This is a genomic window from Paenibacillus silvestris, assembly GCF_009882985.1.
GTDB classification, from domain to species: Bacteria; Bacillota; Bacilli; order Paenibacillales; family NBRC-103111; genus Paenibacillus_E; species Paenibacillus_E silvestris.
In genome coordinates, this window is the sequence record NZ_WTUZ01000035.1 from 63,043 (window position 1) to 78,105 (window position 15,063).

Genomic DNA, 15,063 nt, shown 5'->3' on the forward strand with positions numbered 1-15,063 from the left:
TCCCTCCGTTATTTAGACTGGAAAAAACTAGCCAGTTGAGAACCTTGACTATTCAATTTATTTAAAGCAGATTCCATTGCTGCATACTTGCTGTATAATCCTTGCTCGTAATCCGACAAAGCGTACTCTGCTGCGCTTATATTTTTTGTATATTCGTCAATTTGAATGTTTAGGTAACTTTTAGTAGGTACGATTTGGGTCTTTTGAGTGAGGCCACTAACTAGATCGTTTTTAACAATTTCGTATAAACGACTACCAATGCCGGCGTCACTAAAGGTTGTTAATTTGCCATCAGAACCCCGTGTACCATCCTTTGTGAATAAATCCGTGACTTGATCTGGATTATCTGTTAGTGCCTGGCGTAACTTCTGTTCATCGATATATATTTTACCTTTTTCTAAATAGGCGGTACTACTCGAAGGTGCTGTTGTAATACCAATGTCTGCCAGAGAATCATACTGAGTGCTTCCGGTTCCAGAGACAGCGTCAGAAAGGTAGAGTCGCATTTTCTCTAAACCAGAGCTTAATGTAACATCCCCACGTAGTAATCCCGACTTCGCCTTATCTTCCCACAGTTCTATATCAGATTCTGACATCTCTTTTCTTTGGCTATCCGTTAGCGGGACGTAATTTCGGTATTTCTGTTCACTTAGCTTGTCGTTCACCTTTTCGATTAACTCATTATACTTATCAAAGACCCCTTTGATCGTTGATACGACAGTATCTACATCTGAGGTTACAGAACCATTGACCGTGTATGGAGTAGCACCAGGGTCTGCTAACAATACAATACTAACGTCATTCATTGTAAAAGAATTAGTTCGGACTGAGACTTCGCCAGTATTATTCAAGTTTACTTTGGCATCCTTACCATATCCTACGCCAGTTCCTGCGTCGAGAGTTGTCTCATAATCAAGAGTGGTAGCAATTTTAAGTTTGTCCTTAAGCAGACTGGTATTATCTAGATCCTTAATGTGAACCTTTGCGGCTGCACCAGTCTGAGTACTAACCAGAGTAAATTTATCGGAAATTTGATCGTATATTGCTTTAACACCTGTTTTGGAACTTTCTGCATTAATCTTTGTTACAATTCGCCCCATATTATCGCCTGCTTGAATGGAGACGTTCTGGACACCCAACTCCCCCGTTACTTCTAACGTAGCATTCGTATCAGCAATCGCCTGGGAAGGATTCGCTGTAATGCCTAGCGACCCACTAGTTATTGACGCACTCTTCGCAATTTGAGTGACATTAAGTGTAATATTGCCATTAAGAGCATTAGGCGTCGCTGTGATTTTAACCTTATCAGAATCAGATGTAGCCATGCTTGCTTTTTTGGCCATAATATTGGAACTGAGTGTTAGTTTTTGAGCTTCTTTCATGAAAGCAGACATGTCCGTATTCATATCCCTATACGCATCACGCTGCCAACTTAATCCTGTTAGCTTTTGGCTCATTTTATCAATAGGTACACGCTTGGCTTGCATCATTTGACTGACCAGATTATCAATATCCAAACCTGAACCTAATCCGCTTATTCGAGTTGGCATTAGAGTCACCTCTCTCATACTATTTGTTACTATTTATATCGGCAGAAGTCTATCTTTCATTTACTATTTTTGTTGAACATGCTGATTGATCATATTCCACTCTGGATTTTTTTGCATAAGGGCCGCAGCGTCCCTCCAATTGAACAAGGATCCGGGATCATAAAGCGCATCATATATTCGTTTAATCAAGCTCCAGTCCTCTGGAGTATCCAGTGTCCAACGATAATCCTCTATACCTTCATAACTAACTACGGAATGACATGTAAATCTCTTTCGATTGTTATATAAATAGGGAGTAACATGCTCTCGATCATGGTTACTCACTGCTTCCCAGTGCGCGACCTCTAGTGAGGCAAAAGAGAACACCTCTGTATCTAGCCCTCTCGGATAAGTTCGCTCCAACGTGTTGCTGGCGTAGTCACACACAGAATCCGTGAATTTTTGAATGATTTCGGATGATGTCTGAGGATCAATCAACGGACAATCTGAGGTTATACGAACCACATTGTCTGCCTGAATACCTTTGGCTGCTTCATAATACCTCGCTAGCACATCTTGTTCACTACCCCGAAAACAGTGAACTCCTAATCGATTGGCTTCTGCCATAATTGGGTCGTCTTGCGCGTCTGAAGTTGTTGCAATAATAATATCCTGTACACCTTGGAAACACTCTACTCTGCTTACAACTTGGGCAAGTACCGTTTTATCGCCTAATACCTTTAGAACTTTTCCAGGCAACCTGGTCGAGCCCATTCTCGCTTGAATAATAGCTACTGTTTTCATAAGTTACCTCTATACTAAGTTTTCCTCGTTGATCCATCTGCGCAATGTTTCACGATCAATAGACTGTTCATGGTGTGAATTAGTTACACATTGTTCCATTCTTCGAGCATTTGGATATGAAATTTGGGATACGTTTTCCTTAAAAGGCGAGGGAATGATGTACATATCAGGTGTTTCCCATGCATGAGCTACTTCATCATCGGTCATTAATTCCTCGTAACGCTTTTCGCCAGTACGTAAACCAATTTCCTTTATCTTAATAGTGTCTCTTATATGTTCCTTTTGGCACACTTCTTCAATTAGAACATCAACGAGATCGGATAATATAATTGTTGGCATTTTCAGAACGAACACTTCGCCACCAATTGAAATTTCATTTGCTTTTAGCATCAGTCTAATTGCTTGAGTAGCCGTCATCATATACCGAGTCATGTTCAAATCAGTGACGGTTACCATCCGTTGTTCCACGATTTGCTTATGAAATAGTGGAATTACAGATCCGCGTGATCCCATCACATTGCCGAAACGCACTGCTGCAAACATGGTTTGCTTCGGACCTTTCTGATATTCAGCTGCCATTATAAGACGTTCCGCCATCAATTTAGAAGCACCGTACGTATTAGAAGGTGAAATAGCTTTATCCGTTGAGGTAAATAACACTTTTTTAACGCCGCTTTGAATAGACGCTTGAATCATGTTCTGAGTACCGATAATATTTGTCTGTACGGCCTCAAATGGGTTGTATTCACAGAATGGAACATGCTTCATGGCTGCCAGATGAAAGACATAATCAATGTCTTCCATAGCCCGATTCAAACGTTGTGCATCTCTAATATCCCCGATTAGAAATCTTAACTTATTAAGATGTTCGCTAAAGACCCTCTGCATTTCGAACTGTTTATACTCGTCTCGACTAAGAATCCGAATGACTTGTGGGTTCTGTTCTAAAATAAATTTGGTAAGCAACTGACCCAAGGTTCCAGTGCCACCAATAATCAATATTTTTTTTCCTTCATAATTCATACTTTCACCCCAAGTCATTTCTTTGATGAAGTTCATGCGCTATCCGATGAAAGTCTTCCCGTGCGTCTTTTACATCGATCGATTGAACGCTATTTATAAATTCACTTAGTGAAATATGTGAGAACCCTTCGATGTAGGCGCCACCGCCTGTCGAATTGTAAAATGTTTCATTGTACATTTCGGCTTGTTCTTCAAACCACTTTTTATATAGTAACAAGTTTCGGGGAGCAACCACCGTTCCTTGTCGATCATAAGCCAATACTCGTTCTCCCACCGCTTGTTGTTCCCATTTTTGAAAGAGGTGCGTACCCTCAACATGTGTCTGATTATCTGTGTAAGCTAAATCTTGTCCAATCAGAGTAATTGGCCCTAAGCCCAGTAATCGAGCTAGTGAAAAGAGCGTTGTTGAAACCGATCCCCCTGTACGAAGAAGCGGCTCTCCCTGAAGAGTAGCCATCTTTTCTGCTGGTGGATAACCTTCTTGAAACAAAATGAACTTAGGACCTTCGTAACGATTGACCACTTCCCAATAAAGAGTGCTGAGGAAAAACAGAGGAATATCCCTAGATTCCCAATGCTCCAACTGTTCAATCATTTTGGGTTGCGGATCTGTCATAATAATAAAATCAGGTTGAATCCCATTTTTAAATAGCAAGGGAGCCGCTGTCCCAACCGCCCCCAAAAGACAATGCTTGGACGCTTCTGCGAGAAGGTCCATCGTCTTGGAAAGAGAAGGTCCAGCACTAATTAAAATAATAGGCTTGGAATGAATGCTATTAAAAGCAGTTATTGATCGCCAATTTTGCTGAGTGTTTCTTTCAAAGTTTTCCTGCATTAGATTCCTATTAATAATCGCGCTATTTTGATGAATTAGGTAATCTTGCAGAACTCTTTTTAGAGGTTCTAAATGTTCTGGCACAATTCGTAAAGAGGGTTCATGAATGATAAAATAAACGGAATTTGATTCCCAAGTTGCCATTCGGTTAACAAATACTTGTAAATTATCAGAAACGACAAAGGTTAGCCTTGGATCATCAACTAGCTGGGTTAAAACTCCAGCATCCTCAACCTCTAAAAAGGCAGTTACGTTACTTTCCCACGCTTCAATCGCCACACCCATGCTCGTCGTTTGCTTGATAATAGCCTCTAAGTGATGCCCACATCCCACGCCATAAACGATGATTCGATCAGGGACATCCTCCGCTATACCGCTACACTGAACACTAGCAAAACGCTCCGCTTCCGAGGTCGGATTGTAACGACTATGAAGATAAATGGAATGGTTATCATCCCCAAGGATCGAGGCTGTCCATAAATTATTTTTTGCTCTTTCTAGCCTGAGGCTTGGAGCTTGTAACCGCTGCCCAGTTCTCTGGATAGTATGTCTCTCTAGTATCAATGAACCACACCTTGAAGCTTGTCAATATAAGATTCGAGCACCGGTTGTATCTCGTACTGCAAAAGATCGCATACCGTGACAAAGTCCTGTTGTTCCAGCGCTAATCTTAATTGATCTATGTGCATTCCCAGCTCGTTTAAATCCCAGCCCTCAAGTATGAAGGCATCCAATTGTTGAATACCATTAATTGCCATTGTTATCCAACCCATACCTTCCAAGTAGGACACCAATGTATCGGTCCAGCCCTCTTCATGTGATTGTATAGCAGCAGCGAGACTACCAGAAGCAGTTGCTATTTTGGGCAGGTAATCCTTTAAGCTTTCTAATGTTTCCTTGATTATTCCTTGGTCCATGCCATATTCTCCTCTCTTTTCTCGTCTTCTTCTTCCCAGTTAGGAATTTCCCAATTAGGTTTTACATCCAAAAACAATTCATCAACATTCAATCCTAGGTCAAGCACCGCGCCACGAATATTCTTTTCGTAGACTTCAATAACTTGATTCTTCCCTTGAATTAAGCGCTGCATAAAATACATTTGATGTTTCAAAATTAGAACCAGCCGCTCAATGGATGACACTCGAGATATTGGATTCATTTTCACGTGATAATTAGAGAGGAGTGGGCGGAAAAAAAAGATATAAAATGGATTCTTCAATATATCTTTAATAATATGTTCTACGTTGCGTAAGACCCTACTGGCTTTCATTTCTAACAAATCGATGTGACCGCCAGGATTCTCAGCGATGTCGTCGATTAACTTTTGCGATGCCTCAAGCACCTCTTCGGCGAACTGACTGATCCGTTCCATTTCACCTAACAAATTATTAAAATAATCTATTACATTTTGAATCTTTTCTTCCGTGTTTTCTCCTTTTGAAACTGGAGGCAAAGTAGCGAATAGTTCTGGGATTGACTTAACAGATCCCTGACCATACTGCTCGGCGACTTCGCTGAAAGGTAGCTTGACTGTCCCTTTAATATCAACGCCGCCTTCAGTAGCATTAATAACGACTGGGCTTGGCATCGCTTGAATAAGATGCTCCATCCAATGAAGGAATTGCCTCCACAACTCTCGTGACTTAACCTTCTCACCGTAATACCCATCTAAATATACAGTTTTATTAAAGAAGATCTCGTCATTCTCTAAGCTTGTTTGAATTTGCTTACGCTGCTGAACACTCATTTCCATATCAGACTGGTCCACATAAAAGCTGTGCTTGCTATGGGTTCCACCTTCATCAGAATAAGCCAAATCTTGTCCAATTAAGACGATTGGTGAGCCCCCTAAGTGATGTGCAAGTGCATAATTCAAATGAGCCACTGAGTTTCCATTATATAGGGTACCCATATCCCCAAGTGCCTCATTTAGCAGACGGCTATGTACAATATTTTCCTTAAATATCGGTACTACATACTCATTCCAATTACGTGGAATTCGTTCATCCATTAGAGTTAAGCCAAATAACGCAGTGTCTTTAGGGATTTCTACACCTTTAACACTAAGATCAAATGAATTTGCACCTCTCTCTAAAATGCAAACAATGTCGGGTGAAATATCATTTTTTAGTAAAACTCGGAAAGCGGATTCCGCACAAATAATTAAAGCTTTGCCTTTTAATTTTTTCAGTAAGGGAAGCTGCTTGTCCAGAGACGGACCTGAGGCCACGCATATAATCGGCTTATCTTTATACTTATTTTTGAATTCGGAAAACTGATGAGCATTTAAGGCAATTGGTATATTTTTGAGCTCATTTGTCATTCCCAGTAATGTATCATCCAAAGAATTCCCCATGGATGTCATATGAGTGCGCAAATAATTTACCATATCCTCTATAAATTGCTCATAATAGTCATTATCGAGACGATACGTAGCGAATGTGCGTAAAAGGTCTGTTTGTAAAAAATAATTTCCAATTAGTGAATTTATATAAGTATGAAAGACAAATGATAGATCTCTCATATATCCTGTCAAAATAATAGTCCTTTGAAGTTTCCCCTTCAGATAAGGCGATAGATCAACTTCCTCCAAGAATTTCTTAACCAAAGCAGTGTCTTTCTCTATAATTAAAAACCAAGCTGTCTCGGTTTTATTTTCCAAAATTGATTTAATAATCGCTGAAGATCCCATGCCTAGCAATAAATAACCGGTATTGTCGAAATTTACTCCATCTAAAAACTGATTTGCCTCAAAAATTGGATCATAAATACTTGCAGTATAAAATTCTTTTCCTTCTTCATCTTGCAATTTGAAAACAACATCTTCACCAATTTTAACAGTTTCAATATGGTTACTTTCAATATTCTCCGCTAAATCGATCAACCATTGATTATAGTCAGTTAGGTAACGAGCATTACTTTCTAAAAATGACATATAGATCCCCTTTACGTTAGAAAACTGGCTGTTACTGCATTCTTACAATTAACTCATACTTCAATACATCAGCGGCAATTAAGTAATCTTTATTCTCTACAGCCTGTTGCACCAGTTCTAATAATTGATTGATCTCTATTAGTTTTCCTTCTTCCATATCTTTTTTAGATAAGTAGTCCGAAAGCTCGATAATCAAATCATTTAAGCGAAGCATTCCCGTATTGATTTCATACCGATAAAAAGAATAGCATATGCCGGCTATCTTAGCATCTAGTAAATCTATGTTATCACTTGATATTGTCATTACATATCCATCCTACTTATTTATTTTTTAAAAAAAGCCAACCAGGTTGGTTGGCTTTTTTTAACTTTAATGGGATCTTAACGAAGCAATTGAAGAACACCTTGTGGTTGTTGGTTAGCTTGTGCAAGCATTGCTTGTGCAGCTTGGGAAAGGATGTTGTTCTTCGTGAACGCCATCATCTCTTTCGCCATATCTACGTCGCGGATACGGGACTCAGCAGCAGTCAAGTTCTCGGAAGAAGTGTTCAAGTTGTTGATTGTGTGCTCCAAACGGTTTTGGTATGCTCCAAGGTTAGCACGCTCTTTAGATACTAAGTTAATAGCACTGTTAATAGCAGCGATCGTGGAAGCAAAACCTGTACCTGCTTTTAGTGTACTGAAAGTAGAACCTAGGTCGCCTACGCTCAAGTCGCTTGCTGCCATTGCATTGATAGACAATCCAATTACTTGACCGGAGTTTGCTCCTACTTGGAAGGATACGGAAATACCAGAGTTAAGCAATTTTTTAGTGTTGAACTCTGTTTGGGAAGCGATACGAGTAATCTCTTTTTGAAGTTGAACAACCTCAGCACCTAGTTTTGCACGGTCAGAAGTTGTGTACGTTCCGTTACTTGCTTGAACAGCCAACTCACGCATACGTTGAAGAATGGAGTGAGTTTCGCTTAGTGCACCCTCAGTTGTTTGAATCAGGGAGATACCATCTTGAGCATTACGGGATGCTTGATCCAAACCACGGATTTGAGCGCGCATTTTCTCGGAGATAGCAAGACCAGCAGCATCGTCACCAGCACGGTTGATACGCATACCTGAAGAGAGTTTCTCCATGGATTTGCCAGTAGCTGAGTTGTTCGTAGTTAATTTGTTGTACGTGTTTAGAGCAGGTAAATTGTGATTGATAATCATTTGTATTTCCTCCTTGAATGTTTGGATTTCCACTTCCATGTGGAGTAGGCTTATTAGCCTTACATATTCTTTATCGGCATTCTACCCCAAACACTTTAGAGCTAGTTTCAAAAAATTCTTTTATTTTTGGGGACTTTTTAGCTTATTTAGATCCTCTAAGCTGGGTTTAGGACTGATTGCTTCTTTATTATTTTGTTGAACAGCCTCATAGACTTCTTTGCGTAAAACATTTACGTCTAGTGGCGCATTTATTCCTATTTTGACCTGGTCTCCGTCAATGGCTGAGATTATGATTTCTACGTTATTGTTTATAATAATGGATTGACCTTTTTTCCTAGTTAATATCAACACATCTATTCACCGCCTTCTTCTAAAGCTACCTGAAAGAGACGTACAGTTGTACTATAATTCGACTTTGGGGGCAATACGACTTGCCGGGCCATTCCATTTCTCGTATTAATTACTAAAGGAGCCAACAAATTCGCTGTTGATTCTGTAAAAGGCTCTCGAATGGTTACTGTATTAAACACAACTACTTCCTCGTTAGACTTCAGATCTAGCAAAGCTTTGGTCTTCTCATCAAGTTCAAATGTATAACCCGGAAAAAACACAAATGGAGCAACTACCAAAAAGCCAATACTCTCATCTTGTAAGCTTTGTAAATACGCGTAAGCACTATTCTCCTCAATCAGTGTGATAGAAAAATCATCATACTCCTCTAACCCCAAAATGCTTCCCCTAAAACCAACCACCGTCTCATTCAATACTTGAGCCATTTTATTGTTCTCTCCTTAGAAAAATGAATGCTATAGCCTATGCTATAGCATTCATTCGTATTTGTATTTGTCATCCATTCATTCAATCAATGTTAAATAAATACCTAAACATTTTCTACATTTTAATGTTAATTTGCGGTGGGGTAATTTCTATTTTTGGATATTGAAGCATGTAGATGTCAAGCTTGCCGCGATTATAATTAATCTCAGGAGCATTAGGATGTGTATTCAAATGAGTACTACCCTCTTGGAAACGAACATCCACGGTTGCAGGCACATAATTTAAATCGACATTGTCCATGGATGCTTCACCCATGAATTCAAATTCGAAGAAATCCGCACCTTTTTCCTTCGATATCTGAGCAATAGCATTTCCACCTAAATGGATAGCTGCCAAACGATTGCCATCTTCAACAATTTTGGCGATTCCTTGCAAAGCTACTTCGTGGGCCCTTGAATAAATTTTACTCATGGTTTGAAGAGCCGGCCCGTGCCCCAGTGCATCCCAGGCTTTACTGGAATCGATATATAAAACACCTTGTTCACTATGGACTTCTAACTTTGGACGTTCTGTCGTTATCTCAAAAGTAGCACGAGGCTGCTTTATGTCAAGTGTGCCTAGATCAGCATCAATTCCCAATCTAGCGTACTCTTGATGAATTTGAATCTGCGGCATAGAGATCATATATAATTTCTCCTAACGAAGAAAATCAACAAGACTCGTGCTAATGATTTTGGCTCCAACGGAAAGAGAAGCATTATAAACGTTTTCATCTGTTTTTAGATTCGTGATTACACCTGGGATGTCAGCATCTTCTTCTTTAGCTTGAAGAGTTTGAAGATTCAAGCTTATGTCCTCAAGACGCGCTTGAGACAATTCAATTCGATTCTGCCTTGCACCAACATCAGCCCTTGTTTGTAAGAAAGCTTCGTTCCGGCTATCCAAACGACCTAATATAGCACCTATCGCTCCTTGGTTCCCAAGTCCAAGCTCCCTAGAAAGATCTTTCATGACAAGGAAGATATTATCGTTATCTCCTACTCCGCCAAAGACGTCATCTCCAGAAATATTGGCCGATACACGCACCCCAACACCTATGTCAAATTTGATTTCACCAGTATCAGTTTGATCTGTGTCCGCAGTAGCTAAATTATAAGGTTGTTTATCCGTTTTTTGACCATTAAAAACATATTTTCCATTAAACTGGCTGTTTCCAATGTTCACAAGCTGTTCATTTAACTGATCTATCTCTTTTTTAATGGCATCCAAAGCTGACTGAGGATTTGTCCCATTTGTTGCTTGAACAGTAAGCTCTCGAACTCGTTGTATGACAGTGTTTGCTTGATTAAGTGTCGTATCTGTGTAATCCAACCAAGATACTGCAGCATCAGCGTTGCTCTTAAACTGCTCATTTGCTGATAATTCACTCCTATATCGCAAAGAAAAACTAATTCCTACCGGATCGTCGGAAGGTTTATTAATTCTTCTGCCTGTGGACAGTTGGTTCTGATTATCATTAATTCTCGACAGGTTCGTACTGATATTACGAAGCAATTGATTGTTCATCATGCCTTGTGTAACTCGTGAAGTCATGAAGAGACACCTCCTTCTAGATTACCTACCCACTGTCCCCATGCTGTTAATAACTTTGTCCAACATCTCATCGAACGTCGTCATTACACGAGCTGCAGCACTATACGCCTTTTGAAATTTAATCATATTGGACATTTCCTCATCCAAAGAAACACCGCTAACGCCCATACGATTAGAGTCTACTTGATCCACTAAGATTTGCTGATTGGTAGTTTGCCTTGTAGCTTCTTGGCTCTGCACGCCTAACTGACCTACGATAGATCTGAAAAACTCATCAAAGGTCCCATCTTTTAGGACCGTGTTACCCGCCGTAGATGGATCAAAGTTGATTTTTTTGTCTTTAAGTCCTGCAAGCAGCAAGGCCATGTCATTATTCCCTTTGACAACTTTCTCTACGCCATCTGTGTCTACATAAGTCCGTCCTGAAGATGAAATATTGGAAGCGTCACTTAAAATAATTGGATTGACCGTAACACTTGCAGCATTAAACTCCGTTGCTCCAGGTTTTAATGTAAAGAAAGGAACACCTGACTTTAATGGGCTAGAACCTGAGTAGCCAAGTTGGTGCAAACCATTAAAACCTTTTACAATTACATTCAAATCACTGGTTAATGTGCGAGCCGCGCCACTGAAAGTCTGCGGTGTTGTTGTACCATTTGCGTTCACAACAGTAAGTATTGTTCCTTCAGGAATGACCAGTCCTTTGGGTAGCGTCGTTTGAATGTCCCCTTGGACCATGGATTTCAACATAGCATCGAATTGGAATTGATAATTAGCTACGTATTTGTCACGGGATTGAATCATTCCATTGACTTCTCCACTATTCAAATCACCAGTGGCTGCAGCATCCTGAAGGGAAGCAGTTGTAAGTGTGCTGGATACCTCATTGCCCGTTACTAGCGCTACATTACCCATTCTGACATTGTAGCCACTGCTATCTTCTGTATACGAGATGTTAATTATTTTGGATAGGTTGTCCATGAGCAGATCACGTTGATCCCTCAAGTCGTTTGCGTTGTCTCCCAATCCTTCAATTCGATAGATATCCTCATTTAATTTGGCTATCTGACTAATAGCAGTATTGGCTTCTGTTGCCTTAATACCGATGTTTGTTGTAAGGTCTTGTGAAAGATCCTGTAATTGTTTCGAAGCTTGGTTGAAAGCGTCCGTCATTGCCAGAGCTCTCTCTTTGACAAGGACTCGAGCTGTTGTATTTTCAGGAGATTTACTTAACTCTTGCCAAGCATTCCAGAATCCTTCCACAGTTTGTCGAATACCTGTGTCGGATGGTTCATTGATCACAGCTTCGATCTTATCCAATGTATCTTTCCTAATTGACCAATCCCCTAGATTTTTGTTTTCGTTATGAAATTGGTCATCCAAGAACTTTTCACGGATTCTAGTAATTTGGTCAAATTCCACACCTTGTCCCATTTGCCCCGGAACATTGCTTCTCGACAAAGCTGGATATTCAATTGGAATTGAAGCCACCATATTGACCACTTGTCTGGAATAACCCTTTGTATTGGAATTAGCAATATTATGGCCAGTTGTATTCAGTGCAGCTTGCTGTGTAAACAATGCACGTTTTGATATTTCTATTCCTCCAAAGGTGGACCGCATCGTTAGTTTCCCCTCTCATACGCTTCATTAAGCTTTAGTATCAAATACACTAAGTCGTTTCGTCCCATAGGTTTGCTGATTCGGATTTTGGTATATAACATCATCCTCAGGCGCACCTAATACTAGATCTACAGTGTAATTAATAAATGAAAGCGACTGTTCAATTAATTCCTGATTAAAATTATTAACACTCTTCAACTGCATAACAGTTGCCAACAATTTTTGCTGAGCTTGCATAAGCGCTTGCTTTTCTTGCGCATTGAAAATGACTTTAATCAAATCACCGACCGTTATTAGCGGGTTAGGATTATAACCTCTAGAAATTAAATAAGAGTTAATGAGTAGGATCCGCTGTTGGTTCGCTTCTGAGATAACACGAATCCATTTACTCTCCTTATTCACCATCAAATTTAATTGATCTAAATTATTACTAACAATAATTTGAGTTTTATCTTGAGCTAACTCGAGCAATGATTCATGTGATTCCTGAAGTCGCTCCATCGTTTCCAATAAAGCCTGAATGGACATGCTCTTTCACCCACTTATCTTTTTGTTATTCACATCTGTTATTTTCACAAGTATGGAAAAAGCTTCTCTGCAATCTTGCTAGCAGGTACCTTGTACGTTCCATTGGCCACTGAAGCCTTTAGTTCTTCAATACGGCGAGTTTGTTCCTCAGTGCGAGAGTTACCCTGTACACCAAGTAGCTCCTTAGCTTCAGCTGAGATCTCTACTTGATCTTTTGGTTTATCTTTTTTTCCAGCCATATTCACGAACTTAGCATCGCTTGTTTTTTTATAAGGGTTCACTGCACCGATCCGTTGATTGTCATTAATTTTCATACGAAAACACTCCTATTGCTATGACATATAAAATAAAAAGCCGATAATCTTTACTACTATTATCGGCATCACGCATATGAAACTTTATATCGTTGCAGACCAATTTAAGGAATTAATAATGCCTATCCTTTAAACGATCTTTAATTTTAAAGCTAACTTGACCGTCTCTTACGTCTTGTTCTTGCTTACGCTTCTCATCCTCAGCATTGTTTCTAACATCCTTAACAAGCTTCATACGACAGCTTTCACAAATCGTACCCTCACGAATTAACGTACCGCAAACCTCACATGGGTAAGCCATATTCGGAGCATTAACAATTGAAATTCGTCCATCACGAATAAACTTAGTGATTTGTTTAACTGTGACGCCCGTAGCTTCACTTAAATCATTTATGTTGACCCCTTTATTTGAACGAAGGTACTTTAAGCATTTGTCATACTGCTGTTCCAAATCCTTCACACAATTTGGGCAATTCTCGGCGAAGCCTTTAACGAATATTTTCCCACAACGTGGACAATTTGCTACATTCATGCCCATTGTACAGCCCCCTCTCTATTATTTCCAGCACCCTAATAATAATACCAGTTTACCGCAATTCGACAGCACTTGCACAATATTTTTCAAAAATGTTCGCTCAGATAGTCCTTTTTAAAGAGCAATAAAAGATGACTCCTGAAAGGTCAGAAGTCATCTTTTAAGCTAGCTAGTTAGAGAGAATCACATATTACTCTGCAGCATAATCTTTTTCTACAAGATCACTTTCAAGTTTCCCTAACTCTGCAGCGGAAATATAAACTTTGCCAGCTGAGAAACCTAAATTCGCTACATTAAATGAAACTTCTGTTTTACCTGTAAGAACAGTTGCTGTTCCAATTTGCGTTCCTGACAATGCTTTCGTATATACCTTAATCACTGTACCTACTGATAATCCTGTAACTTTAACAGTGTCTGCAGTTCCTACATTGTTTAATACAGTAATGTTAGAAGCATCTAATGTTGCTGTTTTCGACTCAGCTTCGTAAGATACCTCTACTTTAGTGGACTCCAGCTTGCCTGTCGATGTTACCGTAACTTCAAGGTCACCTGCTGCTGCACCAAGTTGTGCCACGCTTATCACGACTTCGCTTTTACCTGTTGCCACGGCAGCCGATGTTGCAAGAACGGTTGCTACGCCTTTTTTGTACACTTTTACAACGTCGCCAACCGCTAAGCCTGTTACTTTAACTGTGTCCGCAATAACTGCATTGTTCGTTACCGTGATGTTGCCTGCTGTTGGTGCTGTGGATACTGCTTCTGCACCAAAGCTCACTTCTAGCGCATCACTTTCGGATTGGCCTGTCGCTGCTGCCGTTACAAATACGGATCCTGTTGCACTTCCCAGCTGCGCGATGCTAACTGTAGCTGTTGTTACGCCAGCTGCTACTGTTGCTGTACCCAGTTGTTTCTTCGTTGCATCCGTTGGTACTTTATCGTAAACTTTTACGACTGTTCCCGCAGTTAGACCTGTAAATGCGATGGTATCAGCTTTACCTACGTTATTCGTAGCCGTTACGTTAGCTTCCACTAGCGTACCTGTTTTGCCCTCTGCATCAAAAGCTTTCTCCGTTTTGCTCGACTCCAGCTTGCCAGTCGATGTTACCGTAACTTCAAGGTCACCTGCTGCTGCGCCAAGTTGTGCCACGCTAACAACAACTTCGCTCTTGCCTGTTGCGACTGCAGCGGATGTTGCCAGTACCGTTGCTACGCCTTTTTTGTACACTTTTACAACGTCGCCAACCGCTAAGCCGGTTACTTTAACTGTATCCGCGATTCCTGCATTGTTTGTTACCGTGATGTTATCTGCTACAGGTGCTGTGGATGCCGCTTCTGCATCAAAGTCTACTTCTAACGCATCA

General features: G+C 40.2%; 16 protein-coding genes and 1 pseudogene. All 17 read right to left on the reverse strand.

Going from position 1 to position 15,063, the window contains the following annotated elements:
• Positions 1-8: 8 nt before the first annotated feature.
• Positions 9-1,550 carry a flagellar filament capping protein FliD gene (gene fliD, locus GQF01_RS27185; RefSeq protein WP_161410089.1) on the reverse strand — a complete coding sequence of 514 codons (1,542 nt, stop codon included), beginning with the start codon at positions 1,548-1,550 and terminating at the stop codon, positions 9-11.
• Between the two features lie 63 nt (positions 1,551-1,613).
• Positions 1,614-2,333: a cytidylyltransferase domain-containing protein gene (locus GQF01_RS27190; protein ID WP_161410090.1), complete on the reverse strand. Its 720-nt coding sequence runs from the start codon at positions 2,331-2,333 to the stop codon at positions 1,614-1,616.
• Positions 2,334-2,342: 9 nt separating this feature from the next.
• Positions 2,343-3,392 carry a polysaccharide biosynthesis protein gene (locus GQF01_RS27195; RefSeq protein WP_407945428.1) on the reverse strand — a complete coding sequence of 350 codons (1,050 nt, stop codon included), beginning with the start codon at positions 3,390-3,392 and terminating at the stop codon, positions 2,343-2,345.
• Positions 3,361-4,755: a motility associated factor glycosyltransferase family protein gene (locus tag GQF01_RS27200; RefSeq protein ID WP_161410091.1), complete on the reverse strand. Its 1,395-nt coding sequence runs from the start codon at positions 4,753-4,755 to the stop codon at positions 3,361-3,363. The genes GQF01_RS27195 and GQF01_RS27200 overlap by 32 nt, the downstream gene beginning before the upstream one ends.
• Positions 4,752-5,108 (reverse strand): hypothetical protein, encoded by a 357-nt coding sequence (locus GQF01_RS27205; RefSeq protein ID WP_161410092.1) that lies wholly within the window; start codon positions 5,106-5,108, stop codon positions 4,752-4,754. The genes GQF01_RS27200 and GQF01_RS27205 overlap by 4 nt, the downstream gene beginning before the upstream one ends.
• Complete coding sequence (locus tag GQF01_RS27210; RefSeq protein WP_161410093.1) at positions 5,093-7,126, reverse strand: motility associated factor glycosyltransferase family protein; 2,034 nt, start codon at positions 7,124-7,126, stop codon at positions 5,093-5,095. The genes GQF01_RS27205 and GQF01_RS27210 overlap by 16 nt, the downstream gene beginning before the upstream one ends.
• Positions 7,127-7,157: 31 nt before the next feature.
• On the reverse strand, positions 7,158-7,430 hold the full coding sequence (locus tag GQF01_RS27215) for a hypothetical protein (protein ID WP_161410094.1): 273 nt from the start codon (positions 7,428-7,430) through the stop codon (positions 7,158-7,160).
• 77 nt (positions 7,431-7,507) lie between these two features.
• Positions 7,508-8,332 carry a flagellin Hag gene (hag, locus tag GQF01_RS27220; RefSeq protein WP_161410095.1) on the reverse strand — a complete coding sequence of 275 codons (825 nt, stop codon included), beginning with the start codon at positions 8,330-8,332 and terminating at the stop codon, positions 7,508-7,510.
• Between the two features lie 120 nt (positions 8,333-8,452).
• Positions 8,453-8,683, reverse strand: a complete 231-nt coding sequence (gene csrA, locus GQF01_RS27225) for a carbon storage regulator CsrA (protein ID WP_161410096.1) — start codon at positions 8,681-8,683, stop codon at positions 8,453-8,455.
• Positions 8,684-8,685: 2 nt separating this feature from the next.
• Entirely contained in the window at positions 8,686-9,108 is a 423-nt protein-coding gene (gene fliW / locus GQF01_RS27230) for a flagellar assembly protein FliW (protein ID WP_161410097.1), read from the reverse strand.
• A 115-nt stretch (positions 9,109-9,223) separates the two neighbouring features.
• A complete protein-coding gene (locus tag GQF01_RS27235; RefSeq protein WP_161410098.1) occupies positions 9,224-9,793 on the reverse strand; it encodes a DUF6470 family protein in 570 nt (189 codons plus the stop codon).
• 12 nt (positions 9,794-9,805) lie between these two features.
• The gene (flgL, locus tag GQF01_RS27240) at positions 9,806-10,702 is read right to left on the reverse strand and encodes a flagellar hook-associated protein FlgL (RefSeq protein ID WP_161410099.1); all 897 of its coding nucleotides are present in this window, start codon (positions 10,700-10,702) and stop codon (positions 9,806-9,808) included.
• A 21-nt stretch (positions 10,703-10,723) separates the two neighbouring features.
• Complete coding sequence (gene flgK, locus GQF01_RS27245; protein WP_161410100.1) at positions 10,724-12,325, reverse strand: flagellar hook-associated protein FlgK; 1,602 nt, start codon at positions 12,323-12,325, stop codon at positions 10,724-10,726.
• A 27-nt stretch (positions 12,326-12,352) separates the two neighbouring features.
• Positions 12,353-12,853 (reverse strand): flagellar protein FlgN, encoded by a 501-nt coding sequence (locus GQF01_RS27250; protein WP_161410101.1) that lies wholly within the window; start codon positions 12,851-12,853, stop codon positions 12,353-12,355.
• A gap of 44 nt (positions 12,854-12,897) precedes the next feature.
• A complete protein-coding gene (gene flgM, locus GQF01_RS27255; protein ID WP_161410102.1) occupies positions 12,898-13,167 on the reverse strand; it encodes a flagellar biosynthesis anti-sigma factor FlgM in 270 nt (89 codons plus the stop codon).
• Between the two features lie 112 nt (positions 13,168-13,279).
• Complete coding sequence (locus GQF01_RS27260; protein ID WP_235960545.1) at positions 13,280-13,699, reverse strand: flagellar protein; 420 nt, start codon at positions 13,697-13,699, stop codon at positions 13,280-13,282.
• A 193-nt stretch (positions 13,700-13,892) separates the two neighbouring features.
• Positions 13,893-15,063: pseudogene (locus tag GQF01_RS27265) on the reverse strand (hypothetical protein); the annotation flags it as partial.

Coding starts and splice junctions, on each gene's coding strand:
- fliD (WP_161410089.1), bottom strand. CDS start 1,550: ATGCCAACTCGAATAAGCGGATTAGGTTCAGGTTTGGATATTGATAAT.
- GQF01_RS27190 (WP_161410090.1), bottom strand. CDS start 2,333: ATGAAAACAGTAGCTATTATTCAAGCGAGAATGGGCTCGACCAGGTTG.
- GQF01_RS27195 (WP_407945428.1), bottom strand. CDS start 3,392: ATGAACTTCATCAAAGAAATGACTTGGGGTGAAAGTATGAATTATGAA.
- GQF01_RS27205 (WP_161410092.1), bottom strand. CDS start 5,108: ATGGACCAAGGAATAATCAAGGAAACATTAGAAAGCTTAAAGGATTAC.
- GQF01_RS27210 (WP_161410093.1), bottom strand. CDS start 7,126: ATGTCATTTTTAGAAAGTAATGCTCGTTACCTAACTGACTATAATCAA.
- GQF01_RS27215 (WP_161410094.1), bottom strand. CDS start 7,430: ATGACAATATCAAGTGATAACATAGATTTACTAGATGCTAAGATAGCC.
- hag (WP_161410095.1), bottom strand. CDS start 8,332: ATGATTATCAATCACAATTTACCTGCTCTAAACACGTACAACAAATTA.
- fliW (WP_161410097.1), bottom strand. CDS start 9,108: ATGGCTCAAGTATTGAATGAGACGGTGGTTGGTTTTAGGGGAAGCATT.
- GQF01_RS27235 (WP_161410098.1), bottom strand. CDS start 9,793: ATGATCTCTATGCCGCAGATTCAAATTCATCAAGAGTACGCTAGATTG.
- flgL (WP_161410099.1), bottom strand. CDS start 10,702: ATGACTTCACGAGTTACACAAGGCATGATGAACAATCAATTGCTTCGT.
- flgK (WP_161410100.1), bottom strand. CDS start 12,325: ATGCGGTCCACCTTTGGAGGAATAGAAATATCAAAACGTGCATTGTTT.
- GQF01_RS27250 (WP_161410101.1), bottom strand. CDS start 12,853: ATGTCCATTCAGGCTTTATTGGAAACGATGGAGCGACTTCAGGAATCA.
- flgM (WP_161410102.1), bottom strand. CDS start 13,167: ATGAAAATTAATGACAATCAACGGATCGGTGCAGTGAACCCTTATAAA.
- GQF01_RS27260 (WP_235960545.1), bottom strand. CDS start 13,699: ATGAATGTAGCAAATTGTCCACGTTGTGGGAAAATATTCGTTAAAGGC.